The 17268-nt window shown below is 68.5% G+C and carries 19 protein-coding genes; 4 read left to right on the plus strand and 15 right to left on the minus strand.

Annotated elements, in window-relative coordinates; genetic code table 11:
• Positions 1-6: 6 nt before the first annotated feature.
• A complete protein-coding gene (locus P0Y50_04255; GenBank protein WEK40827.1) occupies positions 7-486 on the plus strand; it encodes an Rrf2 family transcriptional regulator in 480 nt (159 codons plus the stop codon).
• Entirely contained in the window at positions 464-1405 is a 942-nt protein-coding gene (locus tag P0Y50_04260; GenBank protein ID WEK40828.1) for an NAD(P)/FAD-dependent oxidoreductase, read from the plus strand. Before P0Y50_04255 ends, P0Y50_04260 begins: the two co-directional genes overlap by 23 nt.
• Here P0Y50_04260 and P0Y50_04265 read toward each other — a convergent pair.
• The 6 genes from P0Y50_04265 to typA all read right to left on the minus strand — a co-directional run bounded on the left by P0Y50_04265 (position 1402) and on the right by typA (position 10041).
• Complete coding sequence (locus P0Y50_04265; protein WEK40829.1) at positions 1402-1866, minus strand: OsmC family protein; 465 nt, start codon at positions 1864-1866, stop codon at positions 1402-1404. The genes P0Y50_04260 and P0Y50_04265 overlap by 4 nt on opposite strands.
• A gap of 14 nt (positions 1867-1880) precedes the next feature.
• Positions 1881-2573 (minus strand): GNAT family N-acetyltransferase, encoded by a 693-nt coding sequence (locus P0Y50_04270; protein ID WEK40830.1) that lies wholly within the window; start codon positions 2571-2573, stop codon positions 1881-1883.
• Between the two features lie 87 nt (positions 2574-2660).
• On the minus strand, positions 2661-3710 hold the full coding sequence (trpS, locus tag P0Y50_04275; protein ID WEK40831.1) for a tryptophan--tRNA ligase: 1050 nt from the start codon (positions 3708-3710) through the stop codon (positions 2661-2663).
• Between the two features lie 123 nt (positions 3711-3833).
• Positions 3834-5429 carry a murein biosynthesis integral membrane protein MurJ gene (gene murJ / locus P0Y50_04280; GenBank protein WEK40832.1) on the minus strand — a complete coding sequence of 532 codons (1596 nt, stop codon included), beginning with the start codon at positions 5427-5429 and terminating at the stop codon, positions 3834-3836.
• 36 nt (positions 5430-5465) lie between these two features.
• Positions 5466-8165, minus strand: coding sequence for a [protein-PII] uridylyltransferase (gene glnD / locus P0Y50_04285; protein WEK40833.1), 2700 nt, complete (start codon positions 8163-8165; stop codon positions 5466-5468).
• A gap of 43 nt (positions 8166-8208) precedes the next feature.
• Entirely contained in the window at positions 8209-10041 is a 1833-nt protein-coding gene (gene typA, locus P0Y50_04290) for a translational GTPase TypA (GenBank protein ID WEK40834.1), read from the minus strand.
• A 244-nt stretch (positions 10042-10285) separates the two neighbouring features.
• On the opposite strand from typA, the gene P0Y50_04295 reads away from it, so the two are divergent.
• Positions 10286-10591 carry a UrcA family protein gene (locus P0Y50_04295; protein ID WEK40835.1) on the plus strand — a complete coding sequence of 102 codons (306 nt, stop codon included), beginning with the start codon at positions 10286-10288 and terminating at the stop codon, positions 10589-10591.
• Here the strand turns inward: P0Y50_04295 and P0Y50_04300 are convergent.
• The 5 genes from P0Y50_04300 to P0Y50_04320 all read right to left on the minus strand — a co-directional run bounded on the left by P0Y50_04300 (position 10588) and on the right by P0Y50_04320 (position 13499).
• Positions 10588-11085, minus strand: coding sequence for a GNAT family N-acetyltransferase (locus P0Y50_04300; GenBank protein ID WEK40836.1), 498 nt, complete (start codon positions 11083-11085; stop codon positions 10588-10590). The two genes, P0Y50_04295 and P0Y50_04300, sit on opposite strands and share 4 nt — an antisense overlap.
• Positions 11085-11534, minus strand: coding sequence for a DUF1178 family protein (locus P0Y50_04305; protein WEK40837.1), 450 nt, complete (start codon positions 11532-11534; stop codon positions 11085-11087). The genes P0Y50_04300 and P0Y50_04305 overlap by 1 nt, the downstream gene beginning before the upstream one ends.
• Before the next feature lie 7 nt (positions 11535-11541).
• Complete coding sequence (locus tag P0Y50_04310) at positions 11542-12381, minus strand: carbon-nitrogen hydrolase family protein (protein ID WEK40838.1); 840 nt, start codon at positions 12379-12381, stop codon at positions 11542-11544.
• 4 nt (positions 12382-12385) lie between these two features.
• A complete protein-coding gene (grxC, locus tag P0Y50_04315; GenBank protein ID WEK40839.1) occupies positions 12386-12643 on the minus strand; it encodes a glutaredoxin 3 in 258 nt (85 codons plus the stop codon).
• 61 nt (positions 12644-12704) lie between these two features.
• A complete protein-coding gene (locus P0Y50_04320; GenBank protein WEK40840.1) occupies positions 12705-13499 on the minus strand; it encodes a ComF family protein in 795 nt (264 codons plus the stop codon).
• Between P0Y50_04320 and P0Y50_04325 the strand changes: the two genes are divergently transcribed.
• On the plus strand, positions 13498-14400 hold the full coding sequence (locus tag P0Y50_04325; protein WEK40841.1) for a methyltransferase domain-containing protein: 903 nt from the start codon (positions 13498-13500) through the stop codon (positions 14398-14400). The two genes, P0Y50_04320 and P0Y50_04325, sit on opposite strands and share 2 nt — an antisense overlap.
• Here the strand turns inward: P0Y50_04325 and P0Y50_04330 are convergent.
• Genes P0Y50_04330 through P0Y50_04345 form a run of 4 tightly spaced genes read right to left on the minus strand, consistent with a single transcriptional unit; the run spans position 14397 to position 17254 of the window.
• The gene (locus tag P0Y50_04330; GenBank protein WEK40842.1) at positions 14397-14576 is read right to left on the minus strand and encodes a Flp family type IVb pilin; all 180 of its coding nucleotides are present in this window, start codon (positions 14574-14576) and stop codon (positions 14397-14399) included. The genes P0Y50_04325 and P0Y50_04330 overlap by 4 nt on opposite strands.
• Positions 14577-14601: 25 nt before the next feature.
• Positions 14602-15018: a (deoxy)nucleoside triphosphate pyrophosphohydrolase gene (locus tag P0Y50_04335; protein ID WEK40843.1), complete on the minus strand. Its 417-nt coding sequence runs from the start codon at positions 15016-15018 to the stop codon at positions 14602-14604.
• Entirely contained in the window at positions 15015-16400 is a 1386-nt protein-coding gene (gene argJ / locus P0Y50_04340; protein ID WEK40844.1) for a bifunctional glutamate N-acetyltransferase/amino-acid acetyltransferase ArgJ, read from the minus strand. Before argJ ends, P0Y50_04335 begins: the two co-directional genes overlap by 4 nt.
• The gene (locus tag P0Y50_04345) at positions 16397-17254 is read right to left on the minus strand and encodes a peptidylprolyl isomerase (protein WEK40845.1); all 858 of its coding nucleotides are present in this window, start codon (positions 17252-17254) and stop codon (positions 16397-16399) included. Before P0Y50_04345 ends, argJ begins: the two co-directional genes overlap by 4 nt.
• Positions 17255-17268 lie beyond the last annotated feature (14 nt).

The raw sequence follows: 17268 nt of genomic DNA on the forward strand, positions 1-17268 counted from the left end.
AGTTACATGAAACGCGACAGCCGTCTCTCAAACATCCTCCATGCCCTGCTACACATGGCCGAGCGTCAGGCGCGAACCGGAGCGCCGATGACCTCAGACCAGCTGGCCGTCTGTCTGTCGACCAATCCGGTGGTGGTGCGTCGGACCATGGCCGGCCTGCGCGAACAGGGGCTGGTGGCGTCCGAGAAGGGGCGCGGCGGCGGCTGGCGTCTGGCGCGGCCGCTGGATCAGGTCAGCCTGGGCCAGGTCCATGTGGCGCTGGGCGAGCCCGGCCTGATCCCCGACGCCCCGCCGGTCGAGGCCGAGGGCTGTCTGGTCGAGGCGGCGGTGAACGACGCCTTGGGTGAAACCTACGCCGCCGCCCGCGCCCTGCTGGTCGCACGACTGAACGAAATCACCCTGGCCGATCTGGCGGCGGATTTCTCCCGCCGCATGGCCGCCCATCCCAAGAGGAATCTGCTCCATGTCCACAGCCCAAAGTCCTGACGTCATGCCGCACGACGCCCTGATCATCGGCGGTTCCTACGCCGGCCTGTCCGCCGCTATGCAGTTGGTGCGGGCGCGCCGCCGCGTCCTGGTCATCGACGACGGCCGGCCGCGCAACCGGTTCGCCGCCCGCGCCCACGGGGTCCTGTCCAACGACGGCAAGCCTGGCGCGGAGATCGCCGCCGTGGCCCGCGCCCAGGTCGCGGCCTACCCCACCGCCGCCTTCCGCATGGCCGAGGCTGTGGCCGTCGAACGGATCGACGGCGGCTTTCAGGTCGTCTTCGCCGACGGGACCAGGACCACTGGCCGACGGCTGTTGCTGTCGCACGGGGTCGAGGACGTGCTGGCCGATATTCCTGGCGTGAGGGAACGCTGGGGCCGCACCGCCCTGCACTGTCCCTGGTGCCACGGGTACGAGATCGGCGGCGGCCCCATCGGCGTACTGGGGCGCGGCGATCATGCGGTCCCATATGCCGCGACCGTCGCCGAATGGGGCCAGGTCACCCTGTTCATGGGGCTGGAAACCGGCCTGTCGCCCGAAGACGCCCATCTGCTGCATCGGCGCGGGGTGATCATCGAGACCACGCCGATCGCGCGGCTGGAAGGCGAGGCCCCGACCCTGACAGGGGCGCGTCTTATCGACGGTCGGTTCGTCGCGCTGAAGGCCATCTTCGTCGGCGCCAATGTTCGCGTCGCCAGCCCCTTCGCCGAACATCTGGGATGCGAAATGATCGACACCCCCATGGGGCGGGTGATCAAGGTGGATGGCCTGCAGCAGACGACCCAGCCGGGCGTCTTCGCCGCCGGCGACCTGGCCCGGGCCGCCTCCAACATCACCCTGGCGACTTCGGACGGCATGACCGCCGCCCACGCCCTGTTCCGGTCGCTGGTCGAGGAAGAGACGGCGGTCGCCGCCTAACCGATCGTCGCCTCGACCGTGATGACCGCTCGCACCGAATGGGCCATCTCGCAATGGTCGTGCGCCTGGCGGTGCAGGGCATCGATCTCGGCCTGATCCGGTTCGCGGCCGGCGAAACTGGTGAAGGGGCGCAGCGTCACCTCGGCGAGATAGCGTTTGCCGTGATCGTCCTGGCCCATCCTGCCCGACGCCTCGTCGGCATAGGTGTCGACCACCAGGCCCGCATTGGCGGCGAAGGCCAGGAACCACAGCATGTGACAGCTGGACAGGGAGGCGATCATCGCCTCCTCCGGATCGACGGCCGAGGCGTCGGACATCGGCAGGGGCACGCTGGACGGGGCCGACGATCCGGGCACCACCGCCCCGCCGTCGAAGGTCCAGCTGTGGGCGCGGCTGTAACGCTTGTCCAGAAACGGCTGGTCGCCGCGCTCCCAAACGATCCTGGCCTCATAGACACCCATGCCGCGCTCCTCCTTCAGTCCGCCAGGATCGTATAGGTCATCCGCGCCCTAACCTCGAAGCCCAGCGAGCGGTAGAAGGCGATGGTCGCCTCGTGATCGGCGAAGGCGTGCAGGAAGACGGTCTCTCCGCTGGCCAGAATTTCGGCGGCCACCGCGCGCGACAGAGCCGCGGCTAGACCCCGGCCGCGGTGGTCGGGATGGGTGCAGATGCCGCTCAGTTCGGTGAAGCCGTCCACGCGCAGGCGTCGCCCGGCCATGGCGATCAGTTCGCCGTCCTGTTTCACGCCGATGAAGGGACCCAGCTTGCGGGTCGCCGACCGGAACGGACCCGGCTTGGTCAGGGTCGCCAGCGCCAGCATGGCCGGGGCGTCGGCCTCGGTCAGGGTGTCATAGACGACCGACTTGCCGCCCGCCGTCACGGCCCGCGCGGTCATCTGAACCAGAGGTACGCGGCCGACGACACCCGCCCCGACCGGCAGGACGTCGGCGATGGCGCTGCCTTCGACCTCGATCAAGCCCGCGCCGGGATAGGTCCGTGCAAGGTCGCCCATAGCCGCGAGACTGTCGGGCGAACGGTCGGCGCAGGCCATGAAGACCCCGACCTCCGGGTCGATGCGAACGGCGTGAAAACTGGAATCCGGCGTCGTCAGCGACGACAGGCGGGTGTTCAGCGCGTTCCAGACGGCGCGGTCGAGAGGGTGGCTCATGACCGCTGATCTAGGGGCGGGCTGCGCCTGATGAAACCCTTGACGGGTCGCCGCATCCGAAAATCGCAGAAGACGGGATCAGGCCCCCTAGGGGCGCCAGAAACCGACGATTGTCTTGACCTCATCGACCACTGGGTCGGCGACCTCGGCGGCGCGCTCAGCGCCGTCCTTGAGCACCCTGTCGATCTCGGCCGGGTCATCCAGCAGGCGGCGCATTTCCGCCGTGACGGGCGCCAGGGACGATACCGCCAGATCGGCCAATGCAGGCTTGAAGGCGCCAAAGCCCTGACCGCCGAACTCGGCCATCACCTGCTCGCGGGTCTGGCCCGACAGGGCGGCGTAGATGGCGACCAGATTCTTGGCTTCGGGGCGGTCGTTCAGGCCGTCCAGGGTTTCCGGCAGCGGTTCGGGATCGGTCTTGGCCTTCCTGATCTTGGCGGCGATGGTGTCGGCGTCGTCGGTCAGGTTGATGCGGCTGTTGTCTGAGGGATCCGACTTCGACATCTTGGCCGCCCCGTCGCGCAGGGACATGACGCGCGTCGCCGGGCCCTGGATGACGGGTTCGGGCACGGGGAAGAAGCCGGGCACGCCGAAGTCGTTGTTGAACTTGGCGGCGATGTCGCGGGTCAGTTCCAGATGCTGTTTCTGGTCTTCGCCGACCGGCACTTCGGTCGCCTTGTACAGCAGGATGTCCGCCGCCTGCAGCACCGGATAGGTGTAGAGGCCGACCGAGGCGCGTTCCTTGTGCTTGCCCGACTTCTCCTTGAACTGGGTCATCCGGTCTAGCCAGCCGAGGCGGGCGACGCAGTTGAAGACCCAGGCCAGATCGGCGTGGGCGCGCACCGCCGACTGGGGGAAGATGATCGACCGGGCCGGATCGAGCCCCGAGGCCAGATAGGCGGCCGCGATCTCGCGCGTCTGGGCGGCCAGCTTGGCCGGGTCCTGCCACACGGTGATGGCGTGCATGTCGGCGACGAAGACGAAGACCGGCGCGCCCTGGTCCTGAAGCTCGACGAAACGCGTCAGCGCGCCAAGATAGTTGCCCAGGTGCAGGGCGCCGGAGGCCTGGATGCCGGACAGGATGCGGCGCGGGCCGTCATAGGCCGGAGCTGCGGGGGCCGGGGTCGGGTCAGTCATGGATCGGGTCTCGAAAAATCAGTGTCAGGCATGGCGAAAGGAGCGGCTGTTCAGCCGCGCCATCGCAGGTCGAAAATGAAGCCCGAGTTCGTCATGGCCTCGCGCTTATCGGTTCGGGGCCGGTCAGTCCAGACCGGACGCCACGCCTCCGCCCGGCTCGCGCCGCAGGGTGGCCTTCAGTTCCGACACGGTGACGGCCCGGAAAGCGAACAGACAGGCGCCGTACAGAACCGCGCCCGCGCCGCAGACGATCAGGACCGCGATCTCCTTGGCCAGGAAGACATGGCTCAACAGTCGATAGTTGATGCTGGCGGCGAACAGGATGGCGGCCATGACACCGCTGGCGGCGATGACCCGGCCGATGCGTGACAGGAAGGCGGGCGACGGACGCCAGCTGTTCTCGCGCACCAGAACCCCGCCCAGCAGGCCGACATTGACCCAGGCCGAGGTGCTGGTGGCGATGGCCAGGCCCAGCACGCCGTCCCAGCCCTGGCTGCGGAACCAGAAGAACAGGCCCGACCCCAGGACCACGGTGATGACCACGCTGGTGATGGCGAAGATCATCGGGCGGCGGGTGTCCTGACGGGCGAAGAAGGGCGGGGTCAGCACCTTGGCCAGGACGAAGGCGGGCACGCCCCAGGCGAACTGGCGCAGGACATCGGCGGTGCGGCTGGCGTCGGCCGAGGTGAAGGCGCCGCGCGTCACCGTGGCGTCGATGATGAAAAAGGGAATAACGAACAGGGCCACGGCGGCCGGCAGGGTGAAGGCCATGGCCAGGTTGATCCCGTCGTCCAGGGTACGCTGGCCGCCCGCGTGGTCGCCGGCGACGAAGGCCTTGGTCAGGCGCGGCACCAGGGCCAGGCCGATGGCGACGCCGACCAGACCCAGCGGCAGTTGATACAGACGGTCGGCGTTGTAGAGGACCGATCGCGCGCCCTCGTCCGACCCGGTCAGGAACTGCGACACCAGGGAGTTGATCTGAAGGGCGCCGCCCGCCAGCGCGCCGGGCACGGCCAGGGCAAGCGTGTGACGGACATTGGGGGTCAGGCGCGGCAGGCCGATCTTCAGCCGCACGCCCAGACGCCGCACGCCCCACCACAACAGGCCCGCCTGAATGACGCCAGAGACCGTCACCGCCGCCGTCACCATCATCAGCACCGTCTCCTGCGGGATGGGCAGAAGCATGGGCGGAACCAGGGCGGCCAGGGTGCACAGGTTCAGAAAAACCGGCACGGCTGCGGACAGGGCGAACCGGCCGCCGGTGTTCAGCACACCGGACAGCAAGGACGCCACGGTCATGCAGGCCAGATAGGGCATGGCCAGCTGGGTTGCGGTCACGGCGGCGCGTAGCACCTCGGGCTGGCCCTGATAGGCGGACAGCAGCCACGGCATGATCCACGGCATGACCACCTGCAACAGGATGCAGAAGCCCGCCACCATGGCCAGCATGAAGCTGAGCGCCTCGGACGCGGTGACGGCCGCGGCCTCCTCGCCCTGACGTGCGCGCACCCCGCCATAAACCGGCACGAAGGCCTGAGCGAATGCGCCCTCCGCGAACAGGCGACGAAACATATTCGGCAGCATTATGGCTGTGGACCAGGCGTCCATCAGGGGGCCTTGGCCAAAGGTCGCTGAAAGGGCGAGATCGCGCCCGAAGCCCAACAAGCGGCTGCCGAGCGTCAGCGATGACTGAACCAGGGTGTTGCGGGCGAGGCTCATGCGGACATTCGACAGAGAGCGGAAGATCGATTTCGCTTAGCGCGCTTGCTCGCCCGGCGATATGGGCTTGCGCGCCCGCCGACCCAGTTCGGAGACGTCGCGGGCGCTGGCCCGGGCCGAGCGCACCTTGCGGCCGGCCGGCGCAGGCGCGCGGCTGTCCAGAACGACCTCCAACGCCGTCCGTAATTCGGTGACCCGCTGTTCGGACGTCAGCTTTCGTCCCTTGCGGTCCACGACATAGAAACTGTCCACCGCCCGCTCGCCATAGCTGGCCACATGGGCCGAGCGGATGCTGAGGCCCTCGTCGTTGAAGACGCGCGACAGATCGGCCAACAGGCCGGGCCGGTCGGCGCATGACACCTCGACCACGGTGGCGAGTTCGCTGGCGTGGTGATCGACCATGACCACGGGCCGAACTTCGAAGGCGGCCTTTCGGGCGTTGCCGGCCGGCTGGGGCGCCTGGCCGATCCGGCCCTCGCCGCGCGCGGCCTTTTCCAGCGCCTCGACAAGGGTCGTCAACCTTCGCGGCTCGGCCTGGCCATAGGCTGCGCCCGCCCCGTCCTGAACGCGGAAGACGTCCAGCACCACCCCGTCCTCGGTCGCCACCCGCGCGTCGGTGACATCGGCGCCCAGGGCGGCCATGGTCTGGGCCAGGTCGGCGAACAGGCCGGGTCGGTCGACGGCGGCGATGGAGATTTCGGTGGCCTGGACGGGCAATCCTTCAACCGGCGACACTGGCGCGGCTTCGGCCGCCGCCCCGGTTCGGCGCGCCCGTTCGACCAGGGCCGGGTGGACCGACAGCGGATCCTCACGCGCCACGTCCTCGCCCCGGAACAGGGCGGCGACCTGATTATAGAGGGTGCGCATCAGCTGACCCTTCCAGCCGTTCCACACCCCGGGCCCCACGGCCCGGATGTCGGCGACGGTCAGGACCAGCAGCATCCGCAACCGTTCGGGATCGCCAACCAGTTCGGCGAACGCGCGGATCGTGGCCGGGTCCGACAGGTCGCGCTTCTGGGCATAGTCGCTGAGCGCCAGGTGACTGCGCACCAGCCAGACCACCAGTTCGATGCGGCGGGGATCAACGCCCAGCCGCTCGCAGGCCCGGCGCGCGGCGATGGCGCCGTCCTCCAGCTGCCCCCGCTCGCCGCCCTTGCCCACGTCGTGCAGCAGCATCCCCAGCATCAGGGCTTCCATGTCCGAGATCAGATGCACGATCTCGCTGGCCATCGGGTGATCGCCCGTCAGTTTGCCGCGCGCGATGTCGTTGATGACGCCGATGGCCTGCAGCGTGTGCTCGTCCACCGTATAGGCGTGATACATGTTGAACTGGGTCTGGCCGACGATCCGGCCCCATTCGGGCAGGAACCGCCCCAACAGGCCTGTCTCGTTCATGATGGTCAGGACGCGATAGGGCCGCTGACCATGGGCCAGCACGTCCAGAAAGGCCCGCGTCGCCGCGGGATCGCGCCTCAGCCGCGGCGTCACCAGCGACAGAGACCGGGTCACGGCCGAGAAGGCGTCGGGGTGCAGATCAAGGTCATGTTTGTCGGCGCAGACGAACAGGGTCAGCAGCTTGACCGGGTCGGCCGCGAACACATCCGGTCCCTCGACCGACAGCCGCCCCTGATCGACCCAGAACCCCTCGACTTCCAGCTTGCGGCGCGCCGGACGGAACGGGGTCATCAGGCGCGACAGGCCTTGCGCCGTTTTCTGGTGACGCGCCTCCAGCTTGGCCGACATGGCGCGGGTCAGGGCGCCGACGTCGCGCGCCACCAGGAAATATCGGCGCATGAACCGCTCGACCGCCGGCTCGTCGCCCCGCCCGCGCCAGCCCATGCGCCGGGCCACCTCGGGCTGCATGTCGAAGGTCAGCTTCTCCTCGGCGCGCCCCGCGATCAGGTGCAGGTGAATGCGAACCCGCCACAGGAAGTCGAACGCCTCGTCAGACGTGCGCCGTTCACGCGGGGTGAACAGCTCGTCCATCACCGTCGCGCCCAGCCGGCTTTCAGGGGCCAGGGACCGGGCGATCCAGTACAGGGTGTTCAGGTCGCGCAAGCCCCCCTTGCCGTCCTTGACGTTGGGTTCGACCTTGTAGCGCGTCGAGCCTGACTTCTCGTGCCGCACGGCCCGTTCTTCCAGCTTGGCGGCGATGAAGGGGCGCGGGTCGGACCTGGACACCATCTCGCGGAACCGACCGATCATCAGCTCGGCCAGGCGCTGATCGCCTGCCAGCGGCCGCGCCTCGAGCAGGGTCGTCCGCACCGTCATGTCTGTGCGCGACAGGCTGAGGCATTCCTCGACCGAGCGCACCGACGGCCCGACCTTCACCCCCAGATCCCACAGCACATAGAGGACGAACTCGATCACGCTCTCGCCGCGCGGCGTCGCCTTGGCCGGGCGCAGGAACAGCAGATCGAGGTCCGAGAAGGGCGCCAGGACGCCCCGCCCGTAGCCCCCGACCGCCACCAGCGACAGACGCTCGCTCTCGACGGGCGAGACGGGAAACAGGGTCTCGGTCGCCACCCGCCACAGGGCCGTCAGCATGTCGTCGGCGGCCGCGGCGTACAGTCGGGCGACCTCGCGGCCCTTCAGACCCGCGTCCAGCTTGCGCTCGGCGCGGGTGCGGGCGGCGTCATAGGCCTCGCGCAGAACGAAAGAGACCGCCGCGCGCGGATCCTGCGCGGCGGCGGCCTTGTCTAGTCGGTCGTCCAGGCCAGGCGAAGCGGGGGTCATGTCGCCGATATAGGCCTCAAACCCTCGCCGCGTCAGTCGGGGATTATTCCGGGCGGACGCGCTTCTTGCGGAACGACGGGTTCAACGTCTGTTTACGCAGGCGGATCGACTTCGGCGTCACCTCCACCAGTTCGTCGTCGTCGATATAGGCGATGGCCTGTTCCAGAGACATTTGGCGCGGCGGGGTCAGGCGCACGGCCTCATCCTTGCCCGAGGCGCGGACGTTGGTCAGCTGCTTGCCCTTGATCGGGTTGACGTCCAGGTCGTCCCAGCGGGCGTTTTCGCCGATGATCATGCCCTGATAGGTCTTTTCACCGGCGCCGACGAACATGACGCCGCGATCTTCCAGGTTCCACAGGGCGAAGGCCGCCGTGTCGCCGTCGGAGTTCGAGATCAGCACGCCCTTCAGACGGCCGGCGATGGCGCCCTTGTGCGGCTCATAGTGGCTGAACACGCGGTTCAGCACGCCCGAACCGCGCGTATCGGTCAGGAACTCGCCCTGATAGCCGATCAGCGAGCGCGACGGGGCCTTCAGGCTGATGCGGGTCTTGCCGGCGCCCGACGGACCCATGTCGGTCATTTCGGCCTTACGCGCCGACAGTTTCTCGATGACGATGCCCGAGAACTCGTCGTCGACGTCGATCATGACGTCCTCGATCGGCTCCAGCTTCTCGCCGTTTTCGCCTTCCTGGAACACCACGCGCGGACGCGAGATCGAGACCTCGAAGCCTTCGCGGCGCATGTTCTCGATCAGAACGCCCAGCTGCAGTTCGCCGCGGCCCGCAACCTCATAGGCGTCGCCGCCTTCGGTCGTGGTGACGCGGATGGCGACATTGGCTTCGGCCTCCTTCAGCAGGCGGTCGCGGATGACGCGCGACTGGACCTTGTCGCCTTCGCGGCCGGCCAGGGGGCTGTCGTTGACCGAGACGGTCATGGAGATGGTCGGCGGATCGATCGGCTGGGCGTCCAGCGGCTCGGTCACTTCCATGGCGCACAGGGTGTCGGCCACGGTGGCCTTGGCCATGCCCGCGATGGCGACGATGTCGCCCGCTTCCGAACCCTCGTCCAGGGCCTGACGCTTCAGGCCGCGGAAGGCCAGAACCTTGGTGATGCGGCCACGCTCGATCTCCTTGCCGTCGCGGTCCAGGGCGTGGATCGCCATGCCGGGGATCGCCTTGCCGCTCTCGATGCGGCCGGTCAGCAGACGGCCCAGGAAGGGGTCGCTTTCGATCAGCACGTCCAGCATGCGGAACGGCTTGTCCCGGTTGGCCTGGACGGCGGGCGGCGGCACGTGGTCGACGATCAGGTCGAACAGCGGGGCCAGGTTGTCGTTGGGCTGGTTCAGGTCCAGCGTCGCCCAGCCGTTGCGGCCCGAGGCGTAGATGTGCGGGAAGTCCAGCTGCTCGTCCGTGGCGCCGATGGCGGCGAACAGGTCGAAGGTCTCGTTGTGGACGCGGTCCGGGTCGGCGTGGGCGCGGTCGACCTTGTTGATGCACAGGATCGGGCGCAGGCCCATCTTCAGCGCCTTGGTCAGCACGAACTTGGTCTGGGGCATAACGCCCTCTTCGGCGTCGACCAGGATGACGCAGCCGTCCACCATGCCCAGGATACGCTCGACCTCGCCGCCGAAGTCGGCGTGGCCGGGGGTGTCGATGATGTTGATGCGCGTCTCGCCCGCCTTGCCGTTCCAGAGCACCGAGGTGCACTTGGCCAGGATGGTGATGCCGCGTTCCTTCTCCTGATCGTTGGAGTCCATGGCGCGCTCGGTCGTCGCCTCATTGGCTCGGAACACGCCGGACTGGGCCAGAAGTTGGTCCACCAGGGTGGTCTTGCCATGGTCGACGTGGGCGATGATGGCGACGTTGCGCAGATTCATGAAGGGCTCGGGCGGACTGTGTTCGGTCGCGGAAAATCCGCGCCGCTGCAAGGGATGCAGGCATTGGGGGGAGAAAGTTTCGCGCGCCTCTTACAGGCATGTGGACAGAAACACCAGAGCGGGCGTCGGCGGCGCTCATCTCGCCTTACCGATATTTCATCCGCGTCGCCGCATCCGAAGCCGTCGAACGCCTCCTCTTTCCAGCAGCGGCCTGACCCAGGCCCATACTGGATTGGAGATGACGATGAGTTTGATGGTCGCAGCCGCCCTTGCCGGCGCATTGCTCGCCGGCGACGCCCCCGACATGCATGTGGATGCGCACGGCCTGAACACGGCCCGGCCGGGAGAGGCCGTGATCCTGGCTGGACGAATCCGTGCGGCCAGTCGCGACTGGTGCGCGGTCCATCGCGCCGTCCTGACCCCCGACAGCATTGGCGATGCCCGCATCTGCGAGCGCGAGATGCGACGGCGGGCCTATGTCGCCCTGCCCCGGGTTCAACGCGTCCATTTCGTCCGCGCGGGCGGCCAGACCGCGCTCAATCGTCCCTAAAGCGGCCGCAGCATATAGCGGGCGTCGGCGCCATAGCTGGCCAGTTTGGCCGCCATGGCCTCGGCCGGCTGTTCGATGAATCCGTGGCGGGTCCAAAAGCCGACCGCATCATTGACCGCCACCAGGGCGATGGCGGGCCAGCCGTCTTCGGCGGCCTGCCCGGCCAGACGTTCCACGATCGCGCCGGTCACGCCCCCGCCTCGCGCATCGGGATGCAGGGCCAGGTCGTGCAGATAGATCAGGGCCGCGTCGGCCGGCAGACCCTCGATCACGGTGTTCAGCGGCGGCGCGCTCTCGGTCTTCCACGGATAGGCGATCAGATAGCCTCGCGTCGGCCCTTGCCCGTCCGTCAGGACGAAACACCCGCGCGGATACAGCGCCAGCCGGTTCTCGAAACAGGTCTGGTCCTCGAAATGATCGGGAAACGACAACCGCGCCACCGCCGTCACCGCCTCGATGTCTTCCGGCCGCATGGGCCGCCATTCCAAAGTCATCAGTTCACCTTCGACGGTTCGGGCGGGGCGTCGGGCAGGGCCGAGACCGGAACGCCGTCGTCCTTCAGCTTCTTGACGTCGGCGGGGGTGGCCTCGCCGTAGATTTCGCGCTTTTCGGAGCGGCCTTCGTGGATGTCGCGCGCCTCGCGGGCGAAGGCGTCGCCGACATAGTCGAAGTTGGCCTCGACATGGGCGCGAACCTCGCGCGCCGCCGCCATCATCAGGGTCTGCATCTTTCGCATGGCCTCGGGTGCGGCCGGGTCGGGCGCAGTATTGGCGCGCCTGGTTCCGCTGACCGAGGGCGCCATGACCGCCTTTTCGACGCTGCGCGAGCCGCAGAACGGACACTCGACCAGGCCGCGCGCGCCTTGGTCGTCATAGTCGGACGACGAGGCGAACCAGGCCTCGAACCCGTGGTCTTTTTCGCATTTCAGGGCGTATCGGATCATGGACGGATCAGGCGGGCGGCAGGAAGTCGCGGTCGTGGGTCAGGGCGGGTATGGCGACGCGGGCGCGCGTCGCCGCCTCCATGTCCAGTTTCGCCCGCACGATGCAAGGGTCGTCGTGATCGGCCCTGGCGATCACCTCGCCCCACGGCCCGACAACGGTGGAGCGGCCCCAGGTGCGCCGACCGTCTTCATGCAGTCCGCCCTGCGCCGGGGCCAGGACGAAGGCGCCGGTTTCGATGGCGCGCGCGCGCAGCAGGATTTCCCAATGGGCCTCGCCGGTCGGAGCGGTGAAGGCCGCGGGAACCGCGATCATCGACGCCCCCGTCTTGGCCAGCTGGCGATGCAGATGGGGAAAGCGGATGTCGTAGCAGATGGTCAGGCCCAGCCTGCCCCAGGGCGTGTCGGCCACCACCGCCCGGTCGCCCGGCCGCACCGCGGCGCTTTCGCGGTATCGCTCGCCGTTCGGCAGATCGACGTCGAAGACATGCAGCTTGTCATAGCGCGCCGTGATCGCGCCCGACGGGTCGACCAGCAGCGACCGATTGGCCGCCCTCGCGTCCCCGGCATGACCGGACCTCACGATGGCCGATCCGATCAGCAGCCATACGCCCAGTTCGGACGCCAGGCGCCGCAGGCCCAGAACCGCCGTGTCCTGATCCTCTTCGGCCAGGGCGGCGTCGCGGCGATCGCGACGCTGCTCCAGCAGATTGGTCCCTTCGGGCGTGAATATGAACCGCGCGCCGCCCGACGCCGCCTCGCGGACCAGCGGTTCGACATGGGCCAGCCCCTCCGCCGCCGTCGCCGGCGTGCGGGTCTGGATCAGGGCGATGTCGAGCCCGCCGCTCACGCGATCACGCCGCCAGAAGCGCGTCGAGCTTGCCTTCGCGGTCCAGGGCGTGGATGTCGTCGGACCCGCCGACGTGTTGTCCATCGATGAAAATCTGCGGGAAGGTCATGCGTCCGCCGGACTTCTCGACCATCTCGGCCTTCTTCGCGGGATCGTTGGAGGCGACGATCTCGGTATAGTCCGCGCCCTTCTTCTTCAGCAGCGACATGGCGCTGAAGCAGTAGGGGCAGCCGGGTTTGGTGTAGATGACGACGTCGGCCAAATCTGTTCTCCGAAGCTTGGACGCCCTCGCGCGGCAAGCCGCCGCCGAGAAGCGCGATGGGTTACATAACGACTTCCCGGGCGTTTCGCACCAGGGCGACGACCGCCAGGTCTACGGCCCGCGCCCCGGCGTCCAGCAGGGCGCGCGCACAGGCCTCGGCGGTGGCGCCCGTGGTCAACACATCGTCGATCAGAAGGATGCGCCGTCCCCGGATGCGCCGCCGCCCCGCCTCGGTCACGACGAAGGCCGCCTTGACGTTCAACCGCCGCCCGCGCCGGCTTTTGCCGCCCTGGCTGGTGGTGTGGACCGTTCGGACCAGAGCGTCGGGCAAATAGTCGCGCCTAGCGCTGCGGGCCAGGGGCCGGGCGATCTCGGCCGCCTGGTTGAACCGGCGCGACAGCAGCCTGAACCGATGCAGCGGCGTCGGAACGACCGCGTCCGCCGTCTCGACCAGTTCGGCCGCAGCCCGACCGATCCAGCGGGCGAAGAGCGGCGCGAACTGCTGCTGATCTCCGTGTTTGTAGCGCAGGATCAATCCGCGCGAGGCCGCGTCGTACAGACATGCCGCCCTCGCCCGCTCAAAGGCGTAGGGCTGGGCGATGCAGGCGGCGCAACGGGCCTCGGCGAAGGCGCCGCCGTCGTATTCGAACGCCGCTCCGCAGCCGTCGCACACCGGCGCTTCCAGAAATCTGATCCGGCTCCAGGCGTCGGGCGTCAGGCCGGCGGCGGCCGTGGCCTCGCGGCTGTCGTGCGCCATCGGCGGCAGGATCAGATCGGCCAGACCGCGCCCCGCGCTTCGCAACTGTCGTTCCGCCCCTTCCCAGGCGCGTCGCCAGTCCCCATCCTGCAACCCCATGACCGTCCCCCATGCTTCTTCCGAAGGCCTCCCGCGCATCTTTGACGCCGTCCGTCGCCAGGCCCGCCTGACGCGGTCGGCGCACCGTTTCGATCAGGCCGACTTCCTGCACGCGCGCGCCGCCCAGAACGCCGCCGAGAGCCTGGAGGCGATAGTGCGCGATTTTCCCGTCGCGGTCGATCTGTCCGCCCATCCTGGCGTGTTCGATCGCGCGGTGCGCGCCAGCGACGCCGCCGGACGGGTCGGTCCCGTGCTTACGCCTCTGAGTCTCATACAGAAGGCGGCGCCCGGCGCTGACGCCCTGCCGCTGGACGGGGAATCGAACGATTTGATCGTCTCGCTTCTGACCCTGCATTGGGCCAACGACCTGCCCGGCGCCCTGGCCCAGATCAGGCGCGCCTTGAGGCCCGACGGCCTGTTCATCGGGACCTTGTTCGGGGCGGGCACGCTCAAGGAACTGCGCGGCGTACTGACCGAGGCGGAACTGGCCGAGCGCGGCGGCGCCCAGGCGCGTATTTCGCCTTTCGCCGATGGCTATGATGGGGCGGCCCTGCTGCAGCGGGCCGGGTTCGCCCTGCCCGTTTCTGACGTGGATCGGTTCACGGTGCGTTATTCCGACCTGTTCGCCCTGGTCCGCGACCTGCGGGCGATGGGCGAGACCAATGTGCTGCAAGGCGCGGTTCGGCCGCTGAACCGCCGCATCGTCGCCCGCGCGGCGGCCCTCTACGCCGAACGCCACGGCTTGGAGGACGGCCGCATCCCCGCGACGTTCGAGATCATTCACCTGGCCGGCTGGAAACCGCATGAGAGCCAGCAGAAGCCTCTGCCGCGCGGCTCGGCCAAGACGCGGCTAGCCGATGCTCTGGGTGTTCGGGAAATGACCGGCGAGGAACCCGATTAGCCGCCCAGGGCGGCGCTCAGCTTGGCGACCGTCACGGCCAGAAGGCCGTTGTTGGCGTTGGCCATCAGGCCGATCGAACCCGTGATGGCCAGGAAGATCAGCCCGCAGATCAGGCCGTATTCGATGGCCGTTGCGCCGTTCTCGTCACACAGGAACCGGCCGATAAGACGTCGCATGGCCGGCCTCTCTGATCGGCGGTGATTACAGCAGGTCGCGCAGCCAGGCGACCAGGGGTTCGTCCGCCGGCGGCATGGGATAGTCCGACAGCGTGTTCGGCTTCACCCAGGCCAGGCCGTCGTGCTCACGCGCCGTGACCACGCCGTCCCACCGCCGGCACAGATACAATGGCATCAACAGGTGAAACGAATCGTAAGCGTGGCTGGCGAAAACGAATGGGGACAGACAGTTTTCGCTGACGTCGACGCCCAGTTCTTCCTTCAGTTCACGGATCAGGGCCTGTTCGGGTCGTTCTCCCGGTTCGACCTTGCCGCCCGGAAACTCCCACAGGCCCGCCAGCTTCTTGCCCTCGGGACGTTTGGCGATCAGCACCCGACCGTCCACGTCGATCATGGCGACGGCGACGACAAGCACGGTGGGGAGGACGGCTGCGTCGGTCACGAGCGATAGTCGCCGTTGATCTCGATGTAGCCCTTGGTCAGATCGCAGGTCCAGACGGTGGCCGAGGCGCGGCCTGATCCGACGTCGACGGTGATGTCGATCTCGGGGTTCTTCATATAGGCGGTCATCTTGGCCTCGTCATAGGTCGGCGACGGGGCGCCGTCGACGGCGGCTTCGTGCGGGCCGAACCAGATGGCCAGATGGTCGCGATCGACCGGCTCCTCGGTCTTGCCCACGGCCATGACGACCCGGCCCCAGTTGGCGTCCTGACCGGCGATGGCGGTCTTGACCAGGGGGCTGTCGGCGATCGACTTGGCCAACTTTCGCGCTGATGCTGGGCTGGCGGCGCCGTCCACCGTCACCTTGACGAACTTGGTCGCGCCCTCGCCGTCACGCACCAGCTGGTGCGCCAGATCCAGCATCACCCTGTCCAGCGCGGCCGAGAAGCTCTTCAGGCGGCGGTCGCCGACCCGGCCGATGCGCGGCGCGCCCGACGTGCCGGTGGCGAACAGCAGGGCTGTGTCATTGGTCGAGGTGTCGCCGTCCACCGTCACCGAGTTGAAGGTGGTGCGGACGTGCAGGCCCAGCAGGGCCTGCAGCACATTGGGATGGATGTCGGCGTCGGTGACGATGAAGGCCAGCATGGTCGCCATGTCCGGGGCGATCATGCCCGACCCCTTGGCGATCCCGGCGATGCGGACCTTGTAGCCCTCGATCTCGGCTTCGGCGTAGGCGCCCTTGGGAAAGGTGTCGGTGGTCATGATGCCGCTACCGGCCCTGGCCCAGGCGTCGGCATCCATGCCCTGTTCGATCTCGGGCAGTTTGGCGATGATCTTCTTTTCGTCCAGCACGACGCCGATCACCCCGGTCGAGGCCAGCATGACGTCGCGCTGGCGACAGCCGAAGCGTTTGGCGACCTCGGAGGCCGTGCGCCGCGCCGCATCGGCCCCGGCCTTCCCCGTGAAGGCGTTGGCGCAACCGGCGTTGATCACCAGGGCGCGCACGTCCTTGCCGCCCTCGGCCGAGCCCAGCTGCTTCTTGCACCAGTCGACCGGCGCCGAGCCGATCTTGTGGCGGGTGAAGACCCCGGCGCAGCTGGTGCCGCGCGCGAAGCGGAACACCACCAGATCGTCGCGTTCATGCTTGTAGAAGCCCGCGCGGGCGGTGGCGATCTCGACCCCGCCGATGGGGGGAATGGTCGGGAAGGGCACGGCCAGCGGCGAAATGGCCAAGCCGGGCTTGCCAGCGGCCGCCGGCGATGTCGCCGCCGGTTCCGATCCCGGCGTACGCGTCGCGCGTTTCAGCGCCGTGGCGAAGGGGTCCAGCGCCTTTTCCAGCGCATGTTCGATCTTCTGGCCGGTCGTGGAGGGAGTCTTGGTCATGGTCGTGCGGCCGGTTGAGAGGATTGGGCGGGCGGCGTCGGCGGGGCGGGCAGTCGGACATCCACCTTGGATTTGCCGCGCAACTGCTCCAGCAGCTGGCGCACGCCCTCATAGGTCAGATAGCGCACGATCTGCGGCCGGGCCTGTTCCAGGGTGGGCGGCGTCTCCTTGCGTCGATCCTCGACCCGCAGCACCGCCCATCCGCCCTCGGTCTGGAAGGGTCCGACCAGGGCGCCCGCGGGCTTGTCGCGCAGGGCGTCGGCATAGGCCTGGGGCATCACGTCCGGCGTGGAATAGCCCAGGTCGCCGCCGGAGAACCGCGTCGCCTCGTCGATGGAGCGCTCCATGGCCACCGCCTCGAACCCGGCGCCCTGGCCCAATATGCCGATCACGGCCTCGGCCTCGGGCTTCGTGCGCGACAGGATCAGCCGCACCCGGATTTCCTCGGCGGTCTTCGCCAGCCGCAGCTGTTCATTATACAGGGTCTGCACCGCCTGGTCGGACACGGCCTTGTCGACCACGCTCTCCACCAGCATGTCGCCCAGGATGCGTTCGCGCGTCGCCTCCAGCCGGCGCTGGGCCAGGGGCGAGGAATCCAGCCGCCGCCGCTGCGCCTCGCCGGCCAGCAGCTTCTGGTCGATCACCTCATCCAGCACGCGGCGGAACAGGTCCGAGGTGATGTCCAGCGGCTCGCCCTCGCCGATCAATCCTTGCGCCACCGCCTCGCGCTTGACGTCCGAGGCCCAGATGGTCCGGTCCTGCACCATCGCCACCGCCCGGTCGCCCGGTTCGGGCGGACGGTCGCCCCCGCCGCGCGAACAGGCCGCCGTCGCCAGGCCGGCGGCCAGAAGCATCGCCAGGACCGGGG

Origin of the sequence: Candidatus Brevundimonas colombiensis, from assembly GCA_029202665.1 — a bacterium.
Classification (GTDB): domain Bacteria; phylum Pseudomonadota; class Alphaproteobacteria; order Caulobacterales; family Caulobacteraceae; genus Brevundimonas; species Brevundimonas colombiensis.

Bases quoted from the DNA above. Each gene is read 5' to 3' on its own strand.
- typA (WEK40834.1), bottom strand. From the start codon at position 10,041: ATGAATCTGCGCAACGTCGCCATCATCGCCCACGTCGACCATGGCAAG.
- P0Y50_04345 (WEK40845.1), bottom strand. From the start codon at position 17,254: ATGCTTCTGGCCGCCGGCCTGGCGACGGCGGCCTGTTCGCGCGGCGGG.
- P0Y50_04255 (WEK40827.1), top strand. From the start codon at position 7: ATGAAACGCGACAGCCGTCTCTCAAACATCCTCCATGCCCTGCTACAC.
- P0Y50_04320 (WEK40840.1), bottom strand. From the start codon at position 13,499: ATGGGGTTGCAGGATGGGGACTGGCGACGCGCCTGGGAAGGGGCGGAA.
- P0Y50_04300 (WEK40836.1), bottom strand. From the start codon at position 11,085: ATGACTTTGGAATGGCGGCCCATGCGGCCGGAAGACATCGAGGCGGTG.
- murJ (WEK40832.1), bottom strand. From the start codon at position 5,429: ATGAGCCTCGCCCGCAACACCCTGGTTCAGTCATCGCTGACGCTCGGC.
- P0Y50_04265 (WEK40829.1), bottom strand. From the start codon at position 1,866: ATGGGTGTCTATGAGGCCAGGATCGTTTGGGAGCGCGGCGACCAGCCG.
- glnD (WEK40833.1), bottom strand. From the start codon at position 8,165: ATGACCCCCGCTTCGCCTGGCCTGGACGACCGACTAGACAAGGCCGCC.
- trpS (WEK40831.1), bottom strand. From the start codon at position 3,710: ATGACTGACCCGACCCCGGCCCCCGCAGCTCCGGCCTATGACGGCCCG.
- P0Y50_04305 (WEK40837.1), bottom strand. From the start codon at position 11,534: ATGATCCGATACGCCCTGAAATGCGAAAAAGACCACGGGTTCGAGGCC.
- P0Y50_04295 (WEK40835.1), top strand. From the start codon at position 10,286: ATGAGTTTGATGGTCGCAGCCGCCCTTGCCGGCGCATTGCTCGCCGGC.
- P0Y50_04330 (WEK40842.1), bottom strand. From the start codon at position 14,576: ATGCGACGTCTTATCGGCCGGTTCCTGTGTGACGAGAACGGCGCAACG.
- P0Y50_04270 (WEK40830.1), bottom strand. From the start codon at position 2,573: ATGAGCCACCCTCTCGACCGCGCCGTCTGGAACGCGCTGAACACCCGC.
- argJ (WEK40844.1), bottom strand. From the start codon at position 16,400: ATGACCAAGACTCCCTCCACGACCGGCCAGAAGATCGAACATGCGCTG.
- P0Y50_04325 (WEK40841.1), top strand. From the start codon at position 13,498: ATGACCGTCCCCCATGCTTCTTCCGAAGGCCTCCCGCGCATCTTTGAC.
- P0Y50_04260 (WEK40828.1), top strand. From the start codon at position 464: ATGTCCACAGCCCAAAGTCCTGACGTCATGCCGCACGACGCCCTGATC.